Source organism: Nonomuraea sp. B10E15 (genome assembly GCF_039871615.1).
GTDB lineage: Bacteria > Actinomycetota > Actinomycetes > Streptosporangiales > Streptosporangiaceae > Nonomuraea.
In genome coordinates this window covers 149,868-168,389 of record NZ_JBDPMB010000018.1, presented here as the reverse complement: position 1 = coordinate 168,389, position 18,522 = coordinate 149,868, and the positions used below count along the sequence as shown (strand labels likewise).

14 protein-coding genes and 1 pseudogene are annotated in these 18,522 nt (G+C 72.5%); 2 read left to right on the top strand and 13 right to left on the bottom strand.

Translation table 11 applies throughout. From position 1 onward, the window contains the following. Positions 1-2 precede the first annotated feature (2 nt). The 7 genes and pseudogenes from htpX to ABGB14_RS36685 form a co-directional block, all read right to left on the bottom strand. Positions 3-854: a zinc metalloprotease HtpX gene (htpX, locus tag ABGB14_RS36715; RefSeq protein WP_347648451.1), complete on the bottom strand. Its 852-nt coding sequence runs from the start codon at positions 852-854 to the stop codon at positions 3-5. A 117-nt stretch (positions 855-971) separates the two neighbouring features. Continuing rightward, positions 972-2,513 (bottom strand): NADH-quinone oxidoreductase subunit N, encoded by a 1,542-nt coding sequence (locus tag ABGB14_RS36710; RefSeq protein WP_347648450.1) that lies wholly within the window; start codon positions 2,511-2,513, stop codon positions 972-974. Continuing rightward, positions 2,510-4,168, bottom strand: coding sequence for an NADH-quinone oxidoreductase subunit M (locus ABGB14_RS36705; protein WP_347648449.1), 1,659 nt, complete (start codon positions 4,166-4,168; stop codon positions 2,510-2,512). The genes ABGB14_RS36710 and ABGB14_RS36705 overlap by 4 nt, the downstream gene beginning before the upstream one ends. Beyond that, positions 4,165-6,075 carry an NADH-quinone oxidoreductase subunit L gene (locus ABGB14_RS36700; protein WP_347648448.1) on the bottom strand — a complete coding sequence of 637 codons (1,911 nt, stop codon included), beginning with the start codon at positions 6,073-6,075 and terminating at the stop codon, positions 4,165-4,167. The genes ABGB14_RS36705 and ABGB14_RS36700 overlap by 4 nt, the downstream gene beginning before the upstream one ends. Positions 6,076-6,257: 182 nt before the next feature. Beyond that, positions 6,258-6,572 (bottom strand): annotated as a pseudogene (gene nuoK, locus ABGB14_RS36695) (NADH-quinone oxidoreductase subunit NuoK); the annotation flags it as partial. Next, positions 6,572-7,267, bottom strand: a complete 696-nt coding sequence (locus tag ABGB14_RS36690) for an NADH-quinone oxidoreductase subunit J (RefSeq protein WP_347648447.1) — start codon at positions 7,265-7,267, stop codon at positions 6,572-6,574. The pseudogene nuoK and the gene ABGB14_RS36690, both read right to left, overlap by 1 nt. After that, positions 7,264-8,313 (bottom strand): 4Fe-4S binding protein, encoded by a 1,050-nt coding sequence (locus tag ABGB14_RS36685; protein ID WP_347648446.1) that lies wholly within the window; start codon positions 8,311-8,313, stop codon positions 7,264-7,266. Before ABGB14_RS36685 ends, ABGB14_RS36690 begins: the two co-directional genes overlap by 4 nt. A 209-nt stretch (positions 8,314-8,522) precedes the next feature. Between ABGB14_RS36685 and ABGB14_RS36680 the strand changes: the two genes are divergently transcribed. Then, complete coding sequence (locus ABGB14_RS36680; protein ID WP_347648445.1) at positions 8,523-9,707, top strand: serine/threonine-protein kinase; 1,185 nt, start codon at positions 8,523-8,525, stop codon at positions 9,705-9,707. Between the two features lie 30 nt (positions 9,708-9,737). On the opposite strand, the gene ABGB14_RS36675 is transcribed toward ABGB14_RS36680, so the two are convergent. The 6 genes from ABGB14_RS36675 to ABGB14_RS36650 all read right to left on the bottom strand — a co-directional run bounded on the left by ABGB14_RS36675 (position 9,738) and on the right by ABGB14_RS36650 (position 16,794). Continuing rightward, a complete protein-coding gene (locus ABGB14_RS36675) occupies positions 9,738-11,126 on the bottom strand; it encodes an alpha/beta fold hydrolase (RefSeq protein WP_347648444.1) in 1,389 nt (462 codons plus the stop codon). Then, positions 11,123-12,073, bottom strand: coding sequence for a hypothetical protein (locus ABGB14_RS36670; protein ID WP_347648443.1), 951 nt, complete (start codon positions 12,071-12,073; stop codon positions 11,123-11,125). The genes ABGB14_RS36675 and ABGB14_RS36670 overlap by 4 nt, the downstream gene beginning before the upstream one ends. A gap of 76 nt (positions 12,074-12,149) precedes the next feature. Continuing rightward, on the bottom strand, positions 12,150-13,355 hold the full coding sequence (locus tag ABGB14_RS36665) for a cytochrome P450 (protein WP_347648442.1): 1,206 nt from the start codon (positions 13,353-13,355) through the stop codon (positions 12,150-12,152). Between the two features lie 16 nt (positions 13,356-13,371). Continuing rightward, complete coding sequence (phnE, locus tag ABGB14_RS36660) at positions 13,372-15,024, bottom strand: phosphonate ABC transporter, permease protein PhnE (RefSeq protein WP_347648441.1); 1,653 nt, start codon at positions 15,022-15,024, stop codon at positions 13,372-13,374. Further along, entirely contained in the window at positions 15,024-15,809 is a 786-nt protein-coding gene (locus tag ABGB14_RS36655) for a phosphonate ABC transporter ATP-binding protein (RefSeq protein ID WP_347648440.1), read from the bottom strand. The genes phnE and ABGB14_RS36655 overlap by 1 nt, the downstream gene beginning before the upstream one ends. Beyond that, complete coding sequence (locus ABGB14_RS36650; RefSeq protein WP_347648439.1) at positions 15,802-16,794, bottom strand: phosphate/phosphite/phosphonate ABC transporter substrate-binding protein; 993 nt, start codon at positions 16,792-16,794, stop codon at positions 15,802-15,804. Before ABGB14_RS36650 ends, ABGB14_RS36655 begins: the two co-directional genes overlap by 8 nt. A gap of 216 nt (positions 16,795-17,010) precedes the next feature. Between ABGB14_RS36650 and ABGB14_RS36645 the strand changes: the two genes are divergently transcribed. Next, positions 17,011-18,378, top strand: a complete 1,368-nt coding sequence (locus ABGB14_RS36645) for an alpha/beta hydrolase (RefSeq protein ID WP_347648438.1) — start codon at positions 17,011-17,013, stop codon at positions 18,376-18,378. Positions 18,379-18,522 lie beyond the last annotated feature (144 nt).

Genomic DNA, 18,522 nt, shown 5'->3' with positions numbered 1-18,522 from the left:
CGTCAACGACGATATCCGGCCATGCGCTCAAGTCGGGCAACTCGCTCGGAGGTGGGCGGGTGGGTGGAGAACAGGCGGCCGAAGCCGGAGCCGCTGAACGGGTTGGCGATCATCATGTGGGAGGCCGAGGTGAGGCGGCTGTTCTCCGGAAGCGGGAGGCGGCGGGCGCCCAGCTCGATCTTGCGGAGCGCCGAGGCCAGCGCGAGCGGGTCGCCCGTGAGCCGGGCGCCCGACTCGTCGGCCTGGAACTCCCTCGCGCGCGAGATCGCCATCTGCACCATTCCGGCCGCGACCGGCCCGAGCACCATCATCAGCAGCGCGCCGAGGAAACCCGGCCCCTCGTCGTCATCCGACCCGCCGAAGAACACGGCCACATAGCTGAGCCAGGTGATCATCGTGGCCAGCGCACCGGCCACCGAGGAGACGAGGATGTCGCGGTTGTACACGTGTGACAGCTCGTGCCCGATCACACCGCGCAGCTCCGGCTCGTCGAGCAGCTGGGTCAGCCCGTACGTCACGCACACCGCGGCCTTGCGCGGGCTGCGTCCCGTCGCGAACGCGTTGGGCTGCACGGTCGGCGAGATGTACAGGCGCGGCATCGGCTGCCTGGCCTGCGTCGACAGCTCGCGCACGATCCGGTAGAGGGTGGGGTGCTCGACCTCGCCGACGGGCCGGGCACGCATGGCCGACAGGGCGATGCGGTCGGAGAAGAAGTAGGCGACGCCGTTGGTCGCCAGGGCGAGCACCAGCGCCATCTGCACACCGGTGCCGCCGCCCAACCACGCGCCCACCGCCACAATGAACGCCGACAATCCGCCGAGCAGAACGGCGGTGCGCAGACCGTTGTGGTGCAAGGCTCCCCCTTTCGTGCCTGGGTTCACCTCAGTCCAACGATGATGACCCGGTTCTTCGTTCCCCGGCGTGCTCAGCTGAAGGCAGAGCGCGACCTTTCACCCGCATGTCATCGCGCGTCAACCGAACGCGGACAGAGCTGTCACGTCGAGAACCAGCTGCGGCGCGACCGAGAACAACACGGCGACCGCCACGGCGATCCCGATGGCCGGCAGGGTCGCCGGGAACGTGCGCGGCGGCGCGGGCTCCGGCGCGGGCTCCGGCTGGGGGGCCGAGGCGAACAGGCGCGCCGTCCAGACGGCGTAGTAGTAGAGGCCGATCACGGTGTTGACCGCCATGACCAGCGCCAGCCAGCCGGAGCCGCCCTCGACGAGCTCGCGGAAGACGAACACCTTCGCGAAGAGCCCGGCCAGCCCCGGAGGCAGCCCCGCCAGGCAGATCAGGCAGAACGCCAGCGCGAGCCCGGCGGCGGGACGGCGGAACACCAGCCCGCGGTAGTCGTCGAGCTCGTTGCGGGCCGTGGTCTTCGAGACGAGCATGACGACCGCGAACGCGCCCAGATTCATCGCGGCGTAGATCACGAGGTAGGCCATGGACGCGCCGATCGCGGTGCCGCCGTCGGCGGTGACCGTCACGGCGAGCGGGGCCAGGATGTAGCCGGACTGCGCCACCGACGACCAGGCCAGCAGGCGTACGGCCGAGCGCTGGCGCAGGGCCAGCAGGTTGCCCGCGGTCATGGTCAGCGCGGCGAGAACCGCGATGATCGGGACCCACGTGGCGGCCTGCCCGGACAGCGCGGCCACCAGGACGAGGATCAGGCCCGCGAACCCGGCCGCCTTGGAGATGACCGAGAGCAGCGCGGCCACGGGCACGGGCGCGCCCTGGTAGACGTCCGCCGCCCAGAAGTGGAACGGCACTGCGGCGATCTTGAACGCGAATCCCGCCACGACGAGGACGACGCCGACCGTGCCGACCGCGGGCAGGTCGCCCTGAACGAGCGCCACGCCGGGCGCCTGGGCCTGGCCGCTGAAGACGGCCCCCAGGCGGGGCAGGAAGACCGTGCCCGCGATGCCGTACAGCAGGGAGACCCCGAACAGCATGACGGCGGTCGACACCACCGACACGACGAACAGCTTCACCGCGGCCTCGGAGGAGCGGCCGTCGTAGCGTTTGAGCGCGGTGAGGGCGAAGACAGGGAGCGACACCAGCTCGAGCGCCACCACGAGCATGATCAGGTCGCGGGAGGCCGGCAGGGTGACCGCGCCGACGAACGTGCACAGGAGCAGGAAATACCACTCGCCCACCGGGATGCCGCCGCCGGCCAGCTCGCTCATCGACAGCAGCACGACCACCACGGCCGCGACCAGCACCATGCCCGCGAACACCAGCGTGAACCGGTCGGCCACGAACGAACACTGCGCCGTCGCCGGGTCCGCGAGGCTCGGCGGGACGCAGAACGTCGACCGCGGCGTGCCGCCCCCTGCCGCCTGGACGAGCACGAAAGCCAGGGAGACCAGCACGCCCGCCAGCGTGACGAGCCCCAGCACGCCCCTCGTGCGCGGGCGGGCCGGGAGGAACGCGTCGAGCAGCAGCACCAGACCGGCCGCCAGCGCGAGCACCAGCGGGGGTGCAATGACGAGATAGTCGATCTGCTGGATCACGAGGCGCCTCCCAGCAGGAGCTGCACGGCCGGGGTGGTGAGCGACAGCAGCAGGCCCGGCCAGAGCCCGAAGAGCAGGATCAGCACCACGAGCGGCGTCCAGGCCAGCAGCTCGTGGGTGCGGACGTCGTCCGGTCGGTCCCCGATCTCGGCCGGCCCGCCGCCGGCGTCGAGCGGCGCCACCGGGCGCTCGCCGGGGGTGTCATGGGCGTCACCATCCGGTGCGTCCGGATGGCCCGCACCCGGTGACGGACCGCCCGCGCCCTGGAGGACCCGCTCCGCCGGACGGGCGGGACGGCCGTGGGTGACGCGGGACAACATGACCAGGAAGTACGCCGCCGTCAGCACCGCGCCCAGGCCGCCGATCACCATGTAGGTGAGGAACAGCGGGCGCGGCAGGGTGTTCGCCGGCTGGAAGGCGCCGAACAGCGCCAGCATCTCCCCCCAGAACCCGGCCAGGCCCGGCAGCCCGAGCGAGGCGATCGACGCGAACGTGAGCACCGCACCCAGCCGGGGCACCGTGGCCAGCAGGCCGCCGCCCAGCGACGGCATGTCGGCGGTGTGGTAGCGGTCCTTGACCGCCCCGGCCAGGAAGAACAGCAGGCCGGTGATCAGGCCGTGGGCGACGTTGGCGAAGAGGGCGCCGTTGATGCCCACGGGGGTCAGCGTGGCGAAGCCCAGCAGGACGAAGCCCATGTGGCCGACCGAGGAGTAGGCGATCATGCGTTTGAGGTCGCGCTGCGCCAGGCAGGCGAGGGCGCCGTAGACGATGCCGACGACGGCGAGCGCTCCGAGCCACGGCGCCACGGCCGCGGCCCCCTCGGGAAGGACGGGGATGGCGATCCTGGCGAAGCCGTACGTGCCCATCTTGAGCAGCACCCCGGCGAGCAGCACGGAGCCCACGGTGGGAGCCTCGGTGTGGGCGTCGGGCAGCCAGGTGTGCAGCGGCCACATGGGCGTCTTGACCGCCAGGCCCACCGCGATCGCCACGAACGCCAGGATCTGTACGGACCTCGCCATGCCGGCGCCGTGGGCCGCGGCCAGCGCCTCGATGTCGAGCGTGCCGGTCTGCGCCCACACGAGCAGCAGGCCGAGCAGCATCACGACCGAGCCGAGCAGGGTGTACAGGATGAACTTGACCGACGCCGCCCTGCGCCCCTCGCCGCCCCAGATGCCGATCAGGAAGTACATCGGGATGAGCACGACTTCGAAGAACACGAAGAAGAGCAGCAGGTCGAGGGCGAGGAACGTGCCGATCATGCCGATCTCGAGCACGAGCAGCGTGAACACGAGCGCTCTCGGCCGCGCCGTCATGAGCTGCTCGCCGGCCCGCGCGCGGCCCCAGCAGAGGTAGACGAAGCACAGGAACGTCAGCAGGGCCGTCAGCGCGACCAGCGGCAGCGAGATCCCGTCGACGCCGAGGTGGAAGCGGAGCCCCAGCCCGGGGATCCACGGCTGGTCGATCTCGAACTGCGGGCGCGCCGCCTGACCGTAGTCGAACGCCGCCACCAGCAGCACGGCCAGCGCCAGCGTGACGCCGGACAGGACCAGCCCGTACGCGCGCAGATGGGGACGGAGCGCCCGCGGCGCGAGGAGCAGCAGGAGCGCGCCGAGCAGCGGCACGGCCAGCAGCGCGACGGGAAGCCAGCCCATCATGTGAACACCACCGCCCCGACCACGATCAGCAGGACACCGGCCAGCAGCCCGCTCACGTAGAGCTGCACGTTGCCGTTCTGGGCGAACCTCAGCGCTCCCGACAGGCCACGCGCCGACCTGCCCGACCCGCGCACCGCGCCGTCAACGACCCGGTCGTCGGTGCTGACCACGAGCCTGGCCAGCACCATGACCGGGCGTACGAAGAGCGCGGCGTAGAGGCCGTCGACGTGGAACGCCCGCTCGCACGGCGCCCGGAACGGCCCCAGCAGGCGGGCCGGGTCGGCGGCGGGGTCGATGCGCCAGAAAGCGTAGACCACCCCCGCCCCGAGCAGGGCGAGCACGACGCTGGTCGCCGCCACGCCGAGCGCGAGGTGCGGCTCGACGGCGAAGCCCAGCAGCAGGGCGGGAACGGCGAGCAGGGCGACGGGCACGAGCATCGAGCGGGGGGCCTCACGGCCGTCGACGACGTGGGCGGTGCCCGGCTCGGGCTCGGGAAGCGCCGCGGGTGTCGCCTCGCCGAAGAACGTGCGGAGCCAGGCCCTGGTGGCGTACGCGCCGGTGACGGCCACGGTCGCGAGCGCGCAGGCGTACAGGAGCAGGGCGGCCGCGTCGGTGAGCACCCCGGTCGCGAGCGCGCCGTCCATCGCCACGAGGAGGCTGTCCTTGCTGAAGAAGCCGCTGGCCGGCGGGAGGCCCATCAGCGCGGCGAACCCGATCGTGGTCGCCACGAACGTGACCGGCATCTCCCGGCGCAGGCCGCCCATCCGCGCCATCAGGTTGGAGCCGACGTGGTGGATGACCACGCCCGCGCAGAGGAACAGCAGCGCCTTGAACGCCCCGTGCGTCACGAGGTGGAAGACGGCCGACGTGTCGGAGCCCGCGGCGAGCCCGCCGGCCATGTAGGCGAGCTGGCTGACCGTGGAGTAGGCGAGCACGCGTTTCAGGTCGTCCTGCGCCAGCGCGGCCAGCGCGGCGCCCAGCATGCCCAGCGCGGCGATGACGGCCAGCACGTCGAGCGTGGGCCGGGCGGCCAGGAACGCGGGGAAGAGCCGGGCCACGATGAAGATCCCGGCGGCGACCATGGTCGCGGCGTGGATGAGGGCGCTGATCGGCGTCGGACCGGCCATCGCGTCGGGCAGCCAGGTGTGCAAAGGCACCTGGGCGCTCTTGCCCGCCACCCCGGCCAGCAGCAACATCGTGGCCGTCACCAGGGTGGCCGGCGACATCTCCGGCACCCTCGCCAGCACGTCGGCGACGCGGAAGCTGCCCGCGGCCAGGCCCAGCACGAAGATGCCGAAGAGGAAGCCGACGTCGCCCAGGCGGGTGACGAGGAACGCCTTGACCGCCGCGCGCGAGTTGCCGCGGTCTTCCCACCAGTGGCCGATGAGCAGGTAGGAGCAGAGGCCCATGATCTCCCAGCCCACGTAGAGGACCAGGAGGTCGCCCGCGTAGACGACCAGCAACATCGCGCTGGTGAACAGGCTGATGAACGCGCTGTAGGAGGGGTAGCGCGGGTCGTCTTTGAGGTAGCCGACCGAGTAGATCTGTACGGCCAGGGCGACGAGGGTCACCAGGACGCCGAGGACGCCCGACAGGTTGTCGGCCTGCAGGGTGAGCGAGATCGGCACGCCGCCGGTGACGATCGTGCCGTAGGTCTGGCCGGTGGGCGGCGAGGTGGTGGCGCCTTCCCCGTTGAGGAAGGCGAACCCGGGGCCCCAGGCCAGCCCGATGGCCAGGACGGCGGAGGCGGCCGTGGGCAGGACGGCGATCCAGGCCGCCCTGGTGTTCGCCCGCGCGGCCGCCGCTCCTGCCCCGGGGCCTTCGCTGTGGGGCAGGCGGGAGAGCAGCAGGCCCGCGAAGGCGGCGAGGAACGGCAGCAGGACCGCCAGCAGGGGAAAAGTCGTCATCGCGGGCCCCCTCGCCTGACGGGCCTGTCGCCCCCGCGACCGGCGGCCGGCTGCTCCTGGCCGGGGTCGTCGGCGCGTGGTTCCGAAGGCGCCGGCGGGCCGGGCGGGTCGGTGAGAGTGCGCGGGGCTGTCCGTAGCCCGTCGCCGGCGGGCATGCTCGGCACGGTCTGCGGGCGCCCGGGGTCGTCGGCGGGCTCGGCGAGGTCGCGGAGATGGTCGATGTCGACGGTGCGGCGGTTGCGGTAGAGCGCCAGGATGATGGCCAGGCCGAGGCCCACCTCCGCGGCGGCGATGACGATGACGAAGAGGGTGAGCACCTGACCGCTGTGCAGGCGGTCACCCAGCCACACGTCGAACGCGACCAGGTTGAGGTTGACGGCGTTGAGCATCAGCTCGACCGACATCAGCACCAGGATCGTGTTGCGCCGGGCGAGCACGCCGTAGACGCCCACGGAGAACAGGAGCGCGGAGACGACCGCCGGGTAGACGATGTGCACTAGTGACCCCCGGTCTGCTCGGGTGGTGTGCTGCCCATGGTCTGGTCGGACGGCGAAGTGTTCCCGGACCGGGCCGGCGGCTGGGCGGTCTCGGGGCTGCTCGGGGAGCGGGAGTTTCCCGGCCGGGCGGAGGGCGGAGCGCTCGCGGGCTCGGCGGGTGAGCCGCCGGGGATGTCGGTGCGTGACAGCACGATCGCGCCGATCAACGCGGCGAGCAGCAGCACGGACAGCGCCTCGAAAGGCAGCACCCAGGTGGCGAACACGCTGGCGCCCAGCTCTTTGGCGGCACCCTTGCCCGGGCGCAGCGGGGCGTAGGCGGTGCGGAAACCGTCGATCACCACGGTGACCAGGACCGCCGCCGTCGCCACCGCCACCACGGCGGCGACCACCCGGTTGCCGCTGTCGAGACCCGCGGAGGGGCCGATGGGCGCGCGGGTGAGCATGATGCCGAACAACATCAGCACGACCACCGCGCCGACATAGATGAGGACCTGGACCCATGCCACGAACTCCGCCGTCAGGACGAGATAGCCGCCGGCCAGCGCGCCGAAGCAGACCACCAGCCAGAGGGCGGCGTGAACGAGTTGCCTCGTCGTGACGACGAGCAGCGCCGATCCGACCGCTACCGCGCCCAGCAGCAAGAAGACGATCTCTTGCCCGGTGGGTGACAGGTAGGAGGGCACCGCCTCGGTCACGACTCCTCCTCGGACTCCCTTGTGTCGTCAGGACCGAGCCGCCCTGGCGGACGGATGGACCGTGGATCGGCCATCCTCCGCTTGCGGGGGCTCGCGGGTGAAGTCTGCTCCGGCGGGCCGGGCTCGGGTTGCGGGTGGCTCGAAGCTGTGGACAACGTGTCCGGGGACGGCCGGCCTGTGGACGAAGCCGGTCCCTGAGGGCGGGCTTCCTGCCCCTCGGAGCGTCCGGTGTCCTCCGCGGATTCGGGCTCGGAGCTCTCGGGGCCGGTCGGGGGAGCCGCCGGTCCGCCGGTGTCCGCCGGGTCAGGGCCTTCGGCTGGAGCGTCGCCCTGAGCTCCGGGCGGAAGGGCGCCAGGGGGGCGGATGGCCCGTACGTCGGCCATGGATCGGCGGGGACGCTCCCGACCGCCTGCGGGCCGTGATGGCGCCGCGGGGCCTGTCGTAGGCGCGTCCGCGGTCGGCTCCGGCGTGCCGGACGTGGACCTCTCCTCGGCGGGCTCGGACGTGCCGCCCGCGGGGTCCGCCGCGCCGTCGGGATCCGGTGCGGTCGCGGGCTTCGGCGCGGTGGGCTGCCTGGCGGACGGCGTGGCGCGGGAGGCGGCCGGGCGGCGCGGGGCGGCCGTGAGTTCCTTCGGCGGCTCGGCGCCGGGGTCGTGAGCAGGCGGCGGCGGTACGGTCTGGGTCCAGGCGGCCAGCTTGTCCTTCTCGTGGAGGAGGTTGCGGATGTCGCCCTCGGCGTACTCGAACTCCGGCGACCAGAAGAGGGCGTCGAAGGGGCACACCTCGATGCAGATGCCGCAGTACATGCACAGGGAGAAGTCGATGGCGAAGCGGTCGAGGACGTTGCGCTGGCGGGCGCGGCCGCCCTCGGGGGCCGGGATGGTCTCCTTGTGCGAGTCGATGTAGATGCACCAGTCTGGGCATTCCCGGGCACAGAGCATGCAAGAGGTGCAGTTTTCCTCAACCAGGGCGATAACGCCCCGGCTCCGCGGCGGTAGAGCGGGCTTGACCTCGGGATACTGCTGCGTGACCGATTTACGCAGCATGTGGCGAAGGGTGATGGACAGCCCTTTTGCCAGTCCGACTCCCGGTATCCGCCCCATGTTCAACATCATGACGCACTTGGCCTCGCAGGTGAATGAGCCAGAGCATTGTCCCCAGTTTTTCCACAGCTATCCACAGGCTGAGAGGCGGTTATCCACAACCTGTGCACTCGCCCGATATGAACCGGTACTTGAACGATAGTCTCTCCGCCATGCACCACAGCCATTCAGTCCGTCCCAGTGGCGGGAGGTGGGCGGCCGCCGTCTTGTGGGCCTGCCTGCCCCTGTTCACCTGCGGCCTGGCGACCCCGTTCAGCATCGGGTTCGCGGCTTACTGGTTGCGGAACGTCTGGCACTTCGTCGCCGCGTGCGTCTACCTCGTCGGCATCGGCTCGTTCACGATCTCGGCCCTCGCCTACGCCAGCTTCGAGGACGTCCCGGAGTTCCTGGCCGTTCTGGTCACGCTGGGGCTGCTGCTCAGCTGGGGCGGAGGGGCCATCCATGCGGGCATCCTCGTGCCCCAGATGGTGCGCGCCCGCCTCAGAGCGACGCCCCTTCCTCCGCACCGGCCGATGGACGTGCACAAGCGCACCACCTCCCCCAGCCCGCCGCATCGGCGGCGTCCCGGGCAACCGGAGTGGGTCGGCCACTACCAGGTGCTCCGGGAGCTCGGGCGGGGCGGGCAGGGCGCGGTCTACCTGGCGACCGCGCCCAACGGGGCGCGGGTGGCGGTGAAGGTGCTGCATGACCTGGTCGACGAGATGGCGCGGAAGAGGTTCGCGCGAGAGGTGGACGCGGCCCGGCGGGTGGCGACGTTCTCCACAGCCCGCCTGCTCGATGTGAACATCTCCGGCCGGCACCCCTACATCGTCAGCGAATACGTCGAGGGCCCGTCGCTCGAGCAACTGGTCAAGAAGCATGGCCCGCGCGACGAGGACGGGCTGACCCGGCTGGCGCTGGCCACGGCCGGGGCGCTGGCGGCCATCCACAAGGCGGGCATCGTCCATCGCGACTTCAAGCCGAGCAACGTGCTGATCGGGCACGACGGCCCCCGGGTGATCGACTTCGGCATCGCCAAGGCGCTCGACCAGGTGACCATGACGACGGGGAAGATGGTCGGCACTCCCCCTTACATGTCTCCCGAGCAGCTCTCAGGAGAGACCGTGGGCCCGCCCTCCGACGTGTTCAGCTGGGCATCGACGATCATCTTCGCGGCCACGGGCCGGCCCGCGTTCGGGGAGGACACGGTGCCTGCCGTGTTCAACCGGGTGCTCACGATCCACCCTGATCTGTCGCCGCTGCCGCCCGCTTTACGAGGCATCGTGGGCGCCTGCCTCAACAAGCGCCCGGACGAACGCCCCTCAGCCTCCGACGTGATGCTCGCCATCGTTCACTGACGCCCGATCCGCCCAGGCGGGCCGTGCGGCTCAGCGCGGGTAGGGCCGGTTGAACCGGGGTGGGCTGAACGAGGCGTACCGAGGGGCGGGGTCGGCCCTCAGCGCCGCCGCGCGGGCATTCATCGCCCGGGCCGACGTCGCGGGCCAGTGACCGCTCCGCAGCCAGTCGAGCACCGTCGCCAGCGCGGCCTGCTGCTCCGCCGGCGAGAAGTCGCAGTGGCCGACGGTGTGCGTGTACGTCTGGCGCAGCAGGGAGCTCGCGCCGGCCCGGCGCACCTTCTCCCCGTACGACTGCTGCTGGGCGACGGTGGAGATCTGGTCACCGGTGCCCGACAGGGTCAGCACGGGAATCCGCAGCTCGCCGTCCAGGACGATGCCGCGGGAGAACCGCTCGACGGCGTCCGGGTCCGCCGCGACGCGAGGCGCGGCGGCCAGGTCCTTCAAGTCGGCCGCGAGTTCCAGGCCTGCCGCCTCGTACAGTTCCCCGACGGCACGCCGGAGGGCCGGATCGGCCAAGCGCAGCTGCCTCGCGTAGTCCACGCCGGTGTTCCAGGACGGGTTTCCGCCGACCACCGCCATGATCTGGCGCCGGCTGCTCATGGCCTGCCCGACGTAGGGCAGGGGGCCACCGGCGAGCGCCAGGTAGGCGCCCTCCTCCAGCGCGCCGGCGTCCCTGCCGTCCGGAGGCGGCGGCGCGGACCCGTCGGGGTTGCGGCCCCAGGCGGGCAGCTGGCCGATCGCGGCGGCGAGTGCGATCCTGGCCCGGCCCTCGGGAGTCTGCTGCGCCGCGGCGAGGGCGTCGATCCACGCCTTCCTGGCCGACTCGACGTCCTCCGGGATGTCGATGACCGGCAACCCCGGCGCGATCAGGCGCTCCAGCACGAAGAGCGTGTCGAGCTTCTGGTTCCACTGGGCGACGGACCCGCCCAGTCCGCCGCACATCGGGACGGCCGCGTCGAAGGCGTGGGGGTGGACCTGCGCGACGCCTGCGGCGACGAAACCTCCCATCGAGGTCCCGGAGGCGATCGCCTTGCGGGCCCGGCCGTAGGCCTGCTCGAAGCGGGCCAGCGCTTCGGCCTGGTTGTCGATGGCGGACCGGATGTCCCAGCCGGTGATCGCCCGGCTCGTCCCGCCGCGGGCCACGCCGTCGGCCAGCAACCGCGCGGTCAGGGGCTCGTTCGGGCCCGAACCGGCGAAGTCGAGGGCGACCACCACAGTGCCGTTCCAGCGGGCCGGGACGACGAACTCGTAGGGCGTGCCGTCATCGAGGGTGCCGCTGACGCAGCTGGGGCGGGCGGGAGAGTCCGGCAGGCACGGTGTGTCACCGGAGGGCCCGGCGAGGGCTGCGCCGGCGGTTCCGCTCCAGCCGGCGGCCGTCACCGCGGCGGCGGCCAGGCACACGATCGTTCGGCTGATCACAGCGGCAGTCCCTTCGACTCGATCGTCCAGCCGTCCTCGGTGCAGAGCCCGCAGCCGGGGCCGGCGAAGCGCGCCCCGGCGGCCCGATCCCCGCGTAGGACGTAGTCGAACCAGTCCGCGGCCACCTGCCAGCCCATGGTCGCCTGGAGCCCCGCGATCAGGCCGACGTGGCCGGCCGCCGCGTCACTGGCCAGGACGGCGGGGACGTCGAGCATGGCGTAGTTCTCGACGCTGTTCTGCTGGGCGACGTCGTCGGGACCGCCGTTGACCAGGAGCGTGGGGGTGTGCAGGTCGGCGAGCCGGTCGCGCCCGTAGCCGCCGAAGCTCGGCTCCGCAAGGTATCCGGTGTTGAATCCGGCGACCGCGTCGATCATGGGGTCGGTCCCTGCGGCGAGAGCTTCGATGCCGCCGCAGCTGTGGCCGAGCACGCCGACCCGCGTCGTGTCCACCCGTCCGTCGAACTGCTTGCGGGCCCGCTTCGACTCGGTGGCCCAACGGGCGGCCGCGAGGAGCGCCTCAGGGTGCGCCGTCGTCCTGTCCGGGGTGCTGGGGACGGGGAACTCGTCCACCCCGCCGTTGGCCACGACGATGTATCCCTGGGAGGCCAGGCCGGTGAGGAACGTGATCCCTTCGAGGTTGCTCGTCGCGCAGGCGCCGTTGCCGTGCACGATCACGGGCAGGCTGCCCTTCCGCAGCGCCTTGAGCTCGGCCGGGCGGTAGACGGTGTGCCCGGGCAACCCGTCGGCGGCCTCCCGGACCGTGGGCAGCACGGCCGGCGTCGGGCCGCCGGCCGCGGAGGGCTCCTGCGGTGGCGGATTCTGAGCGAACGACGCCACTGCGAACGACCCCACGGCGGACGATGCTGCGGCGGAGCCGGGGACGGTGAGGACGGCTGCCCCCACGGTCACCGCCAGCAAGGTCCGCGCGGTGATGAAGCGGGCTGACATGACGCGTTTCCTCCACGGTTGATGGACGGGAGCAGGGGTGTGGATGGCCGGCCGGACGGCGGCCCGGGAGACGGGCTCAGCCGCGGGGGACCAGGCGGAGCGGCGCCGATCTCGGCCCGAACTCCAGCCAGTTGAACATCTCCACCTCGCCGTCCGGTTCGACGCGGGTGGTGCCGGCGAGCAGCTCGCCCAGCGCGGCCGTCATCTCCAGCCGGGCCATCGCCGCGCCGGGGCAGCGGTGCGCGCCCCGGCCGAACGCGAGGTGCCGGTTGGGCCGCCGCTCGAGGTCGAGCCGGTCGGCGTCGTCGAACACCGCCTCGTCCCGGTTCGCCGAGGGAAAGATCATCGCGATGGCCTCGCCGGCGCGCACCGTGCGGCCGCCGAGTTCGACGTCCCGTGTGGCGGTGCGGGCGAAGACCCGGTAGGGGGCGTACAGCCTCAGGAGTTCCTCGATCGTCGCCGGCAGCAGCCCGGGGTCGGCGCGCAGCCGGTCCTGGAGGTCAGGGTCGCGGGACAGGTGGACGGCCGCGCTGCCCAGCACGGCGTGCGGCGCCCCGATGCCGGCCACGACGGTCTGCCGTACGGTGGCCACCACCAGGTCGTCCGGGATCGGCCGCTCCGGGTCGCCGGACGCCCGCAGCAGGCTGCTCACCAGGTCCTCGTCCGGGGCGCGGGGGTCGGCCCGGCGGTTGTCGACGATGGCCCGGGCGATGGCGTACAACTCGTCACTGGCCGCCATGACTCGGGCCCGGTCCATCTCCTGGATGGCGAAGCTGTACTCGACGCCGATCCGGCGGATCTCCAGCACCTGGTCGACCGGCAGGCCGAGGAAGATCGCGAAGCACTGCGCCGCATACGGCAGCGCGAACTCCTGGGAGTAGTCGCCGCCGCCGCGGGCCAGCAGCGGCTCCAGCAGTTCGCGTGCCGCCTGCGCGAAGGCCGGTTCGAGACGCCGTACCACGCTGCGGCGCAGCACCCGGTCCATGGGGGCGCGGTAGATCTCGTGCTCGGGCGGATCGAAGTGCAGCGGCGGCCGGCGCTGGGCGCGCGGCACGTGCGGGACGACGTTCTGCACCGCGGTGCTGAACGTCTGGCTGTCCCTGGCCACCCGCACCACCTCCGCGTAGCGGGTGGCGGCCCAGAAGCCGCCGAAGGCGTCGCTCCACGGCACCGGGCAGCGCCGCCGCAGCTCGGCGTAGGTCTCGTGGGAGCTGTCGAAGGTCTCCGGTGCGGTGGGGTCCCAGTCGGAGGCGCGTCCGAGGCCGTCGCCGGTGGTCGTCATGGTGGATTCCCTTCGTTCACAGCAGGTGCCTGCGCGCGATCCGGGCGAGCGTCTCGATGGCGTACACGACGACGGCGATCGCGATGACGATCGCGGCGGTGGTGTCGTACCTCAGCGTGGCGATCGACTCCTGCATGAGGTAGCCGACGCCGCCCGCGCCGGCGATGCCGAGCACGATCGACTCGCGCAGCGCCAGGTCGGCCACGAACAGGCCGTTGCCGGTGAAGGACGGCACGAACTGTGGCCAGGTCCCGGCGGCGAAGGACTGCCACCGGCGGGCGCCGACCGAGGTCAGCGCCTCGTGCGGCAGCGGGTCGAGCTGTTCCAGCGAGTCGGCGAAGAACTTGGCCGCCAGCGCGGTGCAGGAGATCCACAGGGCCAGGAAGCCGGCGAACGGGCCGAGCCCCAGCGCGGCCACGAACAGCAGCGCGTACACCAGGTCGGGGATGCCCCGGACCACCACCAGCAGCACCCGGACCACCACGGACAGCGGCCGCCAAGGGGTGGTGTTGACGGCGGTGAGCAGGGCCAGCACCAGCCCGCACGCGGCGCCCACCGCGGCGGCGCCCAGTGCCATGAGCAGGCTTTCCAGCACCGCCATGACCAGGTCGCCGGAGAACGCGGGCGGCCACATGCCGGTGAGGACGCCGCGCAGGTTCGTCCAGGCGCCGGACAGCCGGCCCAGGTCGGGTTGCAGGGACCACAGTGACACGAGGAAGACCGCCCCGGTGGCGACCGTGCCGGCCACCCGCAGCACCCGGCCTCGGTCCCAGCCGACGTCGTGCGGGGCACGCCCGGCAGGCAGCGCGGCGGGGCCCGTCGAGCCCGCGGCGGACCGGCCGGCTCTGGCGCGGCGGCGGACCGCCACCGACAGCAGCTCCAGCAGCAGCACCAGGGCGACGATCACGCAGATGATGCCCGCCGCCCGGTGGTAATTGAGGCTGCCCAGCGCGGTCTGCAACGCCACGCCGATGCCGCCGGCCCCGACGACGCCGAGCACGGCCGACGTCCGGATGTTGATGTCCAGGCGGTACAGCACGATGGCGGTCAGCGCGGGGAAGACGCGGGGCAGGACGGTGGAGACGGCCACCTGCGCCTCGCCGGCCCCGCACGCGCGGGCGGCCTCGGCGGGGACGGGGTCGGCCTCCTCGACGGCGTCGGCCAGCAGCTTGGCGATCATGCCCACCGAGTGCACGGCCACGGCGAGCGCGCCGGCCAGCGGACCCAGGCCGAAGATCCGTACGAACAGGATCGCGAAGGCCAGCGTCGGCACGGCCCGGGTCAGCACGACGGTCACCCGCGCGACCGGGCGCAGCCAGCGGGGCCCGCGGTGGGTGCGCGCGGCGGTGAAGGCCAGCGGCACCGAGGCCAGCACCGCCAGGCCGGTGCCCGCCACGGCGATGAGCAGCGTCTCCATGATCATCCAGGCGACGTCGCCGGCGCCGGACAGGGCGGGCGGCCACATCCGGCGCAGCAGCCGCGCGGTGTCGTCGAGACCGGCGGCCAGCGTGGCCGGGGACAGGCCGATCCACCAGAACGTCAGCCAGGTCACGGCCACGGCCGCGACGAGCAGCCCTGCCGCGACCAGGGCGCGGGCGCTCCACGGCGGCCGCAGCGGGCCCGGGTCCGGCGCGGCGGGGGCGTGCGTGGCGGGGGTGGTGCTGGTCATCAGCCTGGCCCCCAGGAAGCCGCAGGGCCGTAGATCTCCCGCAGCCGCTCGGCGGTGAGGCCGGCGGCGGGCTCGTCCAGCACCAGCCGGCCGCCGCGCAGCGCCACGACCCGGTCGGCGGTGGAGAGCGCGTACTCAACCTGGTGCAGGCTGCACACGACGGAGATGCCGTCCTCGGCGCTGATCCGTTTGAGGATCTCCAGCACCAGCACGCTCGCCGCCGGGTCCAGCGAGGCGACCGGCTCGTCGGCGAGGATCAGCTCGGGGCTCTGCAGCAGGGTCCGGGCCACCGCGACCCGCTGCTGCTGCCCGCCGGAGAGCGTGTCACAGCGCTGGAACCGCAGGTCGGCCAGCCCGACCCGGTCCAGATGTTCCACGGCGCTGACCCGCAGCGCGCGGGGGTAGCTCATCACCCCGTACCTGGGCAGTTTCAGCGTGGCGAGCGCGCCCATCAGCACGTTCTCCAGCGCGGACAGCCGCCCGACGAGGCCGAACTGCTGGAAGACGAAGCCGACCCTGGCGCGCAGGGCGCGCAGCCGGCTGCGGGAGCAGGCGGCCGGGTCCTCGCCCAGGGTGCGCACGGTGCCGCTGTCCGGCAGGTGCATGCCGTTGACCAGCCGCAGCAGCGTGGACTTGCCGGCTCCTGAAGGGCCGACCAGGGCGACGAACTGGCTCCGCGGGACGTCCAGCGAGACGTCGTCGAGCACGGTGACGCCGTGGAAGCCCTTGCCGACCTCCGACAGCCGTAGCACGGGGTCGCCGATCGCGGCGGGTTCCTCAGCCACCGGACGTGCAGACCTCGGCCTTGGTGATCTCGCAGATGCGCGCGATCGGCTGGTAGGTGGCGTCGGTGGCCTTGACGAACGTCCAGGCGGTGGAGGTGCCGAGGGCGCAGGCCGTGGCGTCGGCGTGCCGGCCCCAGTTCTTCGGCCCCTTGATCTCGTTGCCCTTGCACAGCCCGGCGGAGGCCGCGCCGGTGGCGGTCAGGCCGGTCACCGTCTTGGAGATCTTGTCGCGGACGTCCTGCGGAAGCCACGTGCCGACCACGATCGGCGGCCCGGGGATGAGCGGCGAGGTCCACACCTTGGTGACCTGCCCCGGCTTGAGCTGGCCGCGGGCGGGCAGCAACTGGTCGATGAAGACGTCGCCGACGAAGGCGATGTCGCAGTCGCCGGCCAGCAGCGAGGCGACCGCCGTGTCGTGCCCGTGGGTGAACACGGTCTTGACGTCGTTGTCCACATCGACGCCGGCCTCCCGCAGCGAGGCGAGGGGCTGGAGATAGCCGGTCGTGGAGCCCGGGTCGGTGAAGCAGACGTCCTTGCCGGCGACGTCCTTGAGCGAGGCGATGCTCTTGTCGTCACCGCGGGTCACCCCGTAGGCGTGCGCGCCGGGGTCGCCGTCCGGGACGGCCAGCGGGACGGCGACGGGCTCGACGTCGGCGCGGCTGCGGGCCAGGTAGTAGCTGAAGGCTCCGTAGACGGCGACGTCCACCCGCTTGGCGACCTGGGCCTCGACGACGGCGGCGTTGCTGGTGACGGCCTGGAACCGCACCGGTACGCCGAGGTCCTTCCGCAGCGCGGAGACGATCGGGGCGAACGACGCTTCGAGGTTGTCGCTCTGCTCCGACGGGATGGCGGCGAAGACCAGTTCGCCGGGCCGGCCACCGTCTGCGGATGCGCTGCGGGTGCTTCCTGGACCGGCACCACAGGCGGGCAGGAGTGCGATCGCGGCACCCGCCGCGATGACGCCCAGAGCTGACTTTCGGAACATCGAGGCTCCTCACATGCAGGTGGTCGGGCCAAAGTAAGCAGGTCCACGAGCATTGTCAACGGTTCTGTGACGACCGTAGGATTACTGTCGAACATTATGAGCGGCTAAATCTTGACGACCGTCCATCTAACTGTTGCCTAGTTTCGTCGCTGCAGCTTCCCACCCATGGAGGCGGACATCAATCCCCGTTCAGTGATGAATCGGGCGACCCTTGCCGTGACGGTGCTCACGGCCACGGCCTTCGCCCTCCCACCGGCCGCCGGCCTGCCCCACGCCTCGGCGACGACCGGCCGGGCCAGTCCCATCAGCGTCACGGGCGTCCACCCGAGCGGCGCCACCTACGCGATCGAGGTCCCGCGCGGCTGGAACGGCACCGTGCTGGCGTTCAGTCCCGGCTACGGCCAGGGAGCCGGCCCGCAGCACCTGCCGGCCGACCTCGGCGGTGACACCGCCGCGCGGCGCCGGCTGCTGGCCCACGGCTACGCCCTGGCCGGCACCCGGCCCTACGGGGACGGCTGGGCCGTCGAGGAGACCCTGCGGGATTCCGCGGCCACGCTCGCCACGTTCGCCGAGGTGGCAGGGACACCCGCGGTCACCCTCGCCTGGGGGGCTTCGATGGGTGGCGCCATCGCGGCCGGCCTGGCCGAACGCCGGCCCGACCTGATCGACGGCGCGCTGCCCTATTGCGCCTCGGTCGCCGGGCCGGTGGCGATGCTCAACCAGTCGTTCGACGCGGCCTTCGCGTTCAAGACGTTGCTCGCCCCCGGCGACGACGCGGTCAAGCTCGTCCGGCTGGCCTCGGCGGAGGAGGAGGCGCGGAGCACCGCGGCCGCCCGCGCCGTCCTGGGCGCCGCCCAGCAGACTCCGGCCGGCCGGGCCCGCATCGCCCTGGCCGCGTCCTTCGCCCAGGTCTCCACCTGGTCGGTCCCCGGCACCCCGGAACCGGCGGCGCGCGACTGGGCCGCACAACAGGCCCAGCAGTACGCGGCGTTCATGGCGACCGTCTTCTCTCCCCGCCATCCGCTGGAACAGCGGGCGGGCGGGAACTTCTCCTGGAACACGGGCGTGGACTACCGCCGGGCACTACGGCAGTCGGGGCGCATGGAACAGGTGCGGGCCCTCTACGGCAGCGCGGGGCTGGACCTCGACGCCGACCTCGCGGCCCTGGGCGCGGCGCCGCGTGTCTCCGCCGACCCCGGCGCCGTCACCTACATGGAGGACAACTTCACCCCACGCGGCGCGCTGGGCGTCCCTGTCCTGACGGTGCACGAGCGCGGCGACAACTACCCCACCGTCACCCAGGCCCGCGCCTACTCCGACGTGGTGCGGCGCGCCGGAAACGGGGAGATGTTGCGCCAGGCGTTCGTCGACCGGCCGGGCCACTGCCGCTACACCGGAGCCGAGTTCGTCGCCGCGGTGCGGACCCTGCGGAGCCGGGTCGTCACCGGCCGCTGGACGGGCGTCAATGCTCATCAGCTCAACCGGCTCGCCGCACGCCTGGCCGCCGAGGACCCGGCCCTGGGCGGCGCGGAGTTCGTCCGCTACTCCCCCGGCCGTTTCCTGCGCCCTCACGTGCCACGCTGAAGGAGGCGTCTCACGCGATCGTCGCCTCCCGGACCGACCACGCCGGGATGCCCGGACGCCGTAAAATTCACCCAGGTCGAGCCCGGTCAGCCCGTCCGTGATCGGGCGTGGCCTGCTGGGCCCCTCACCGGCTGAGGAGTCTGA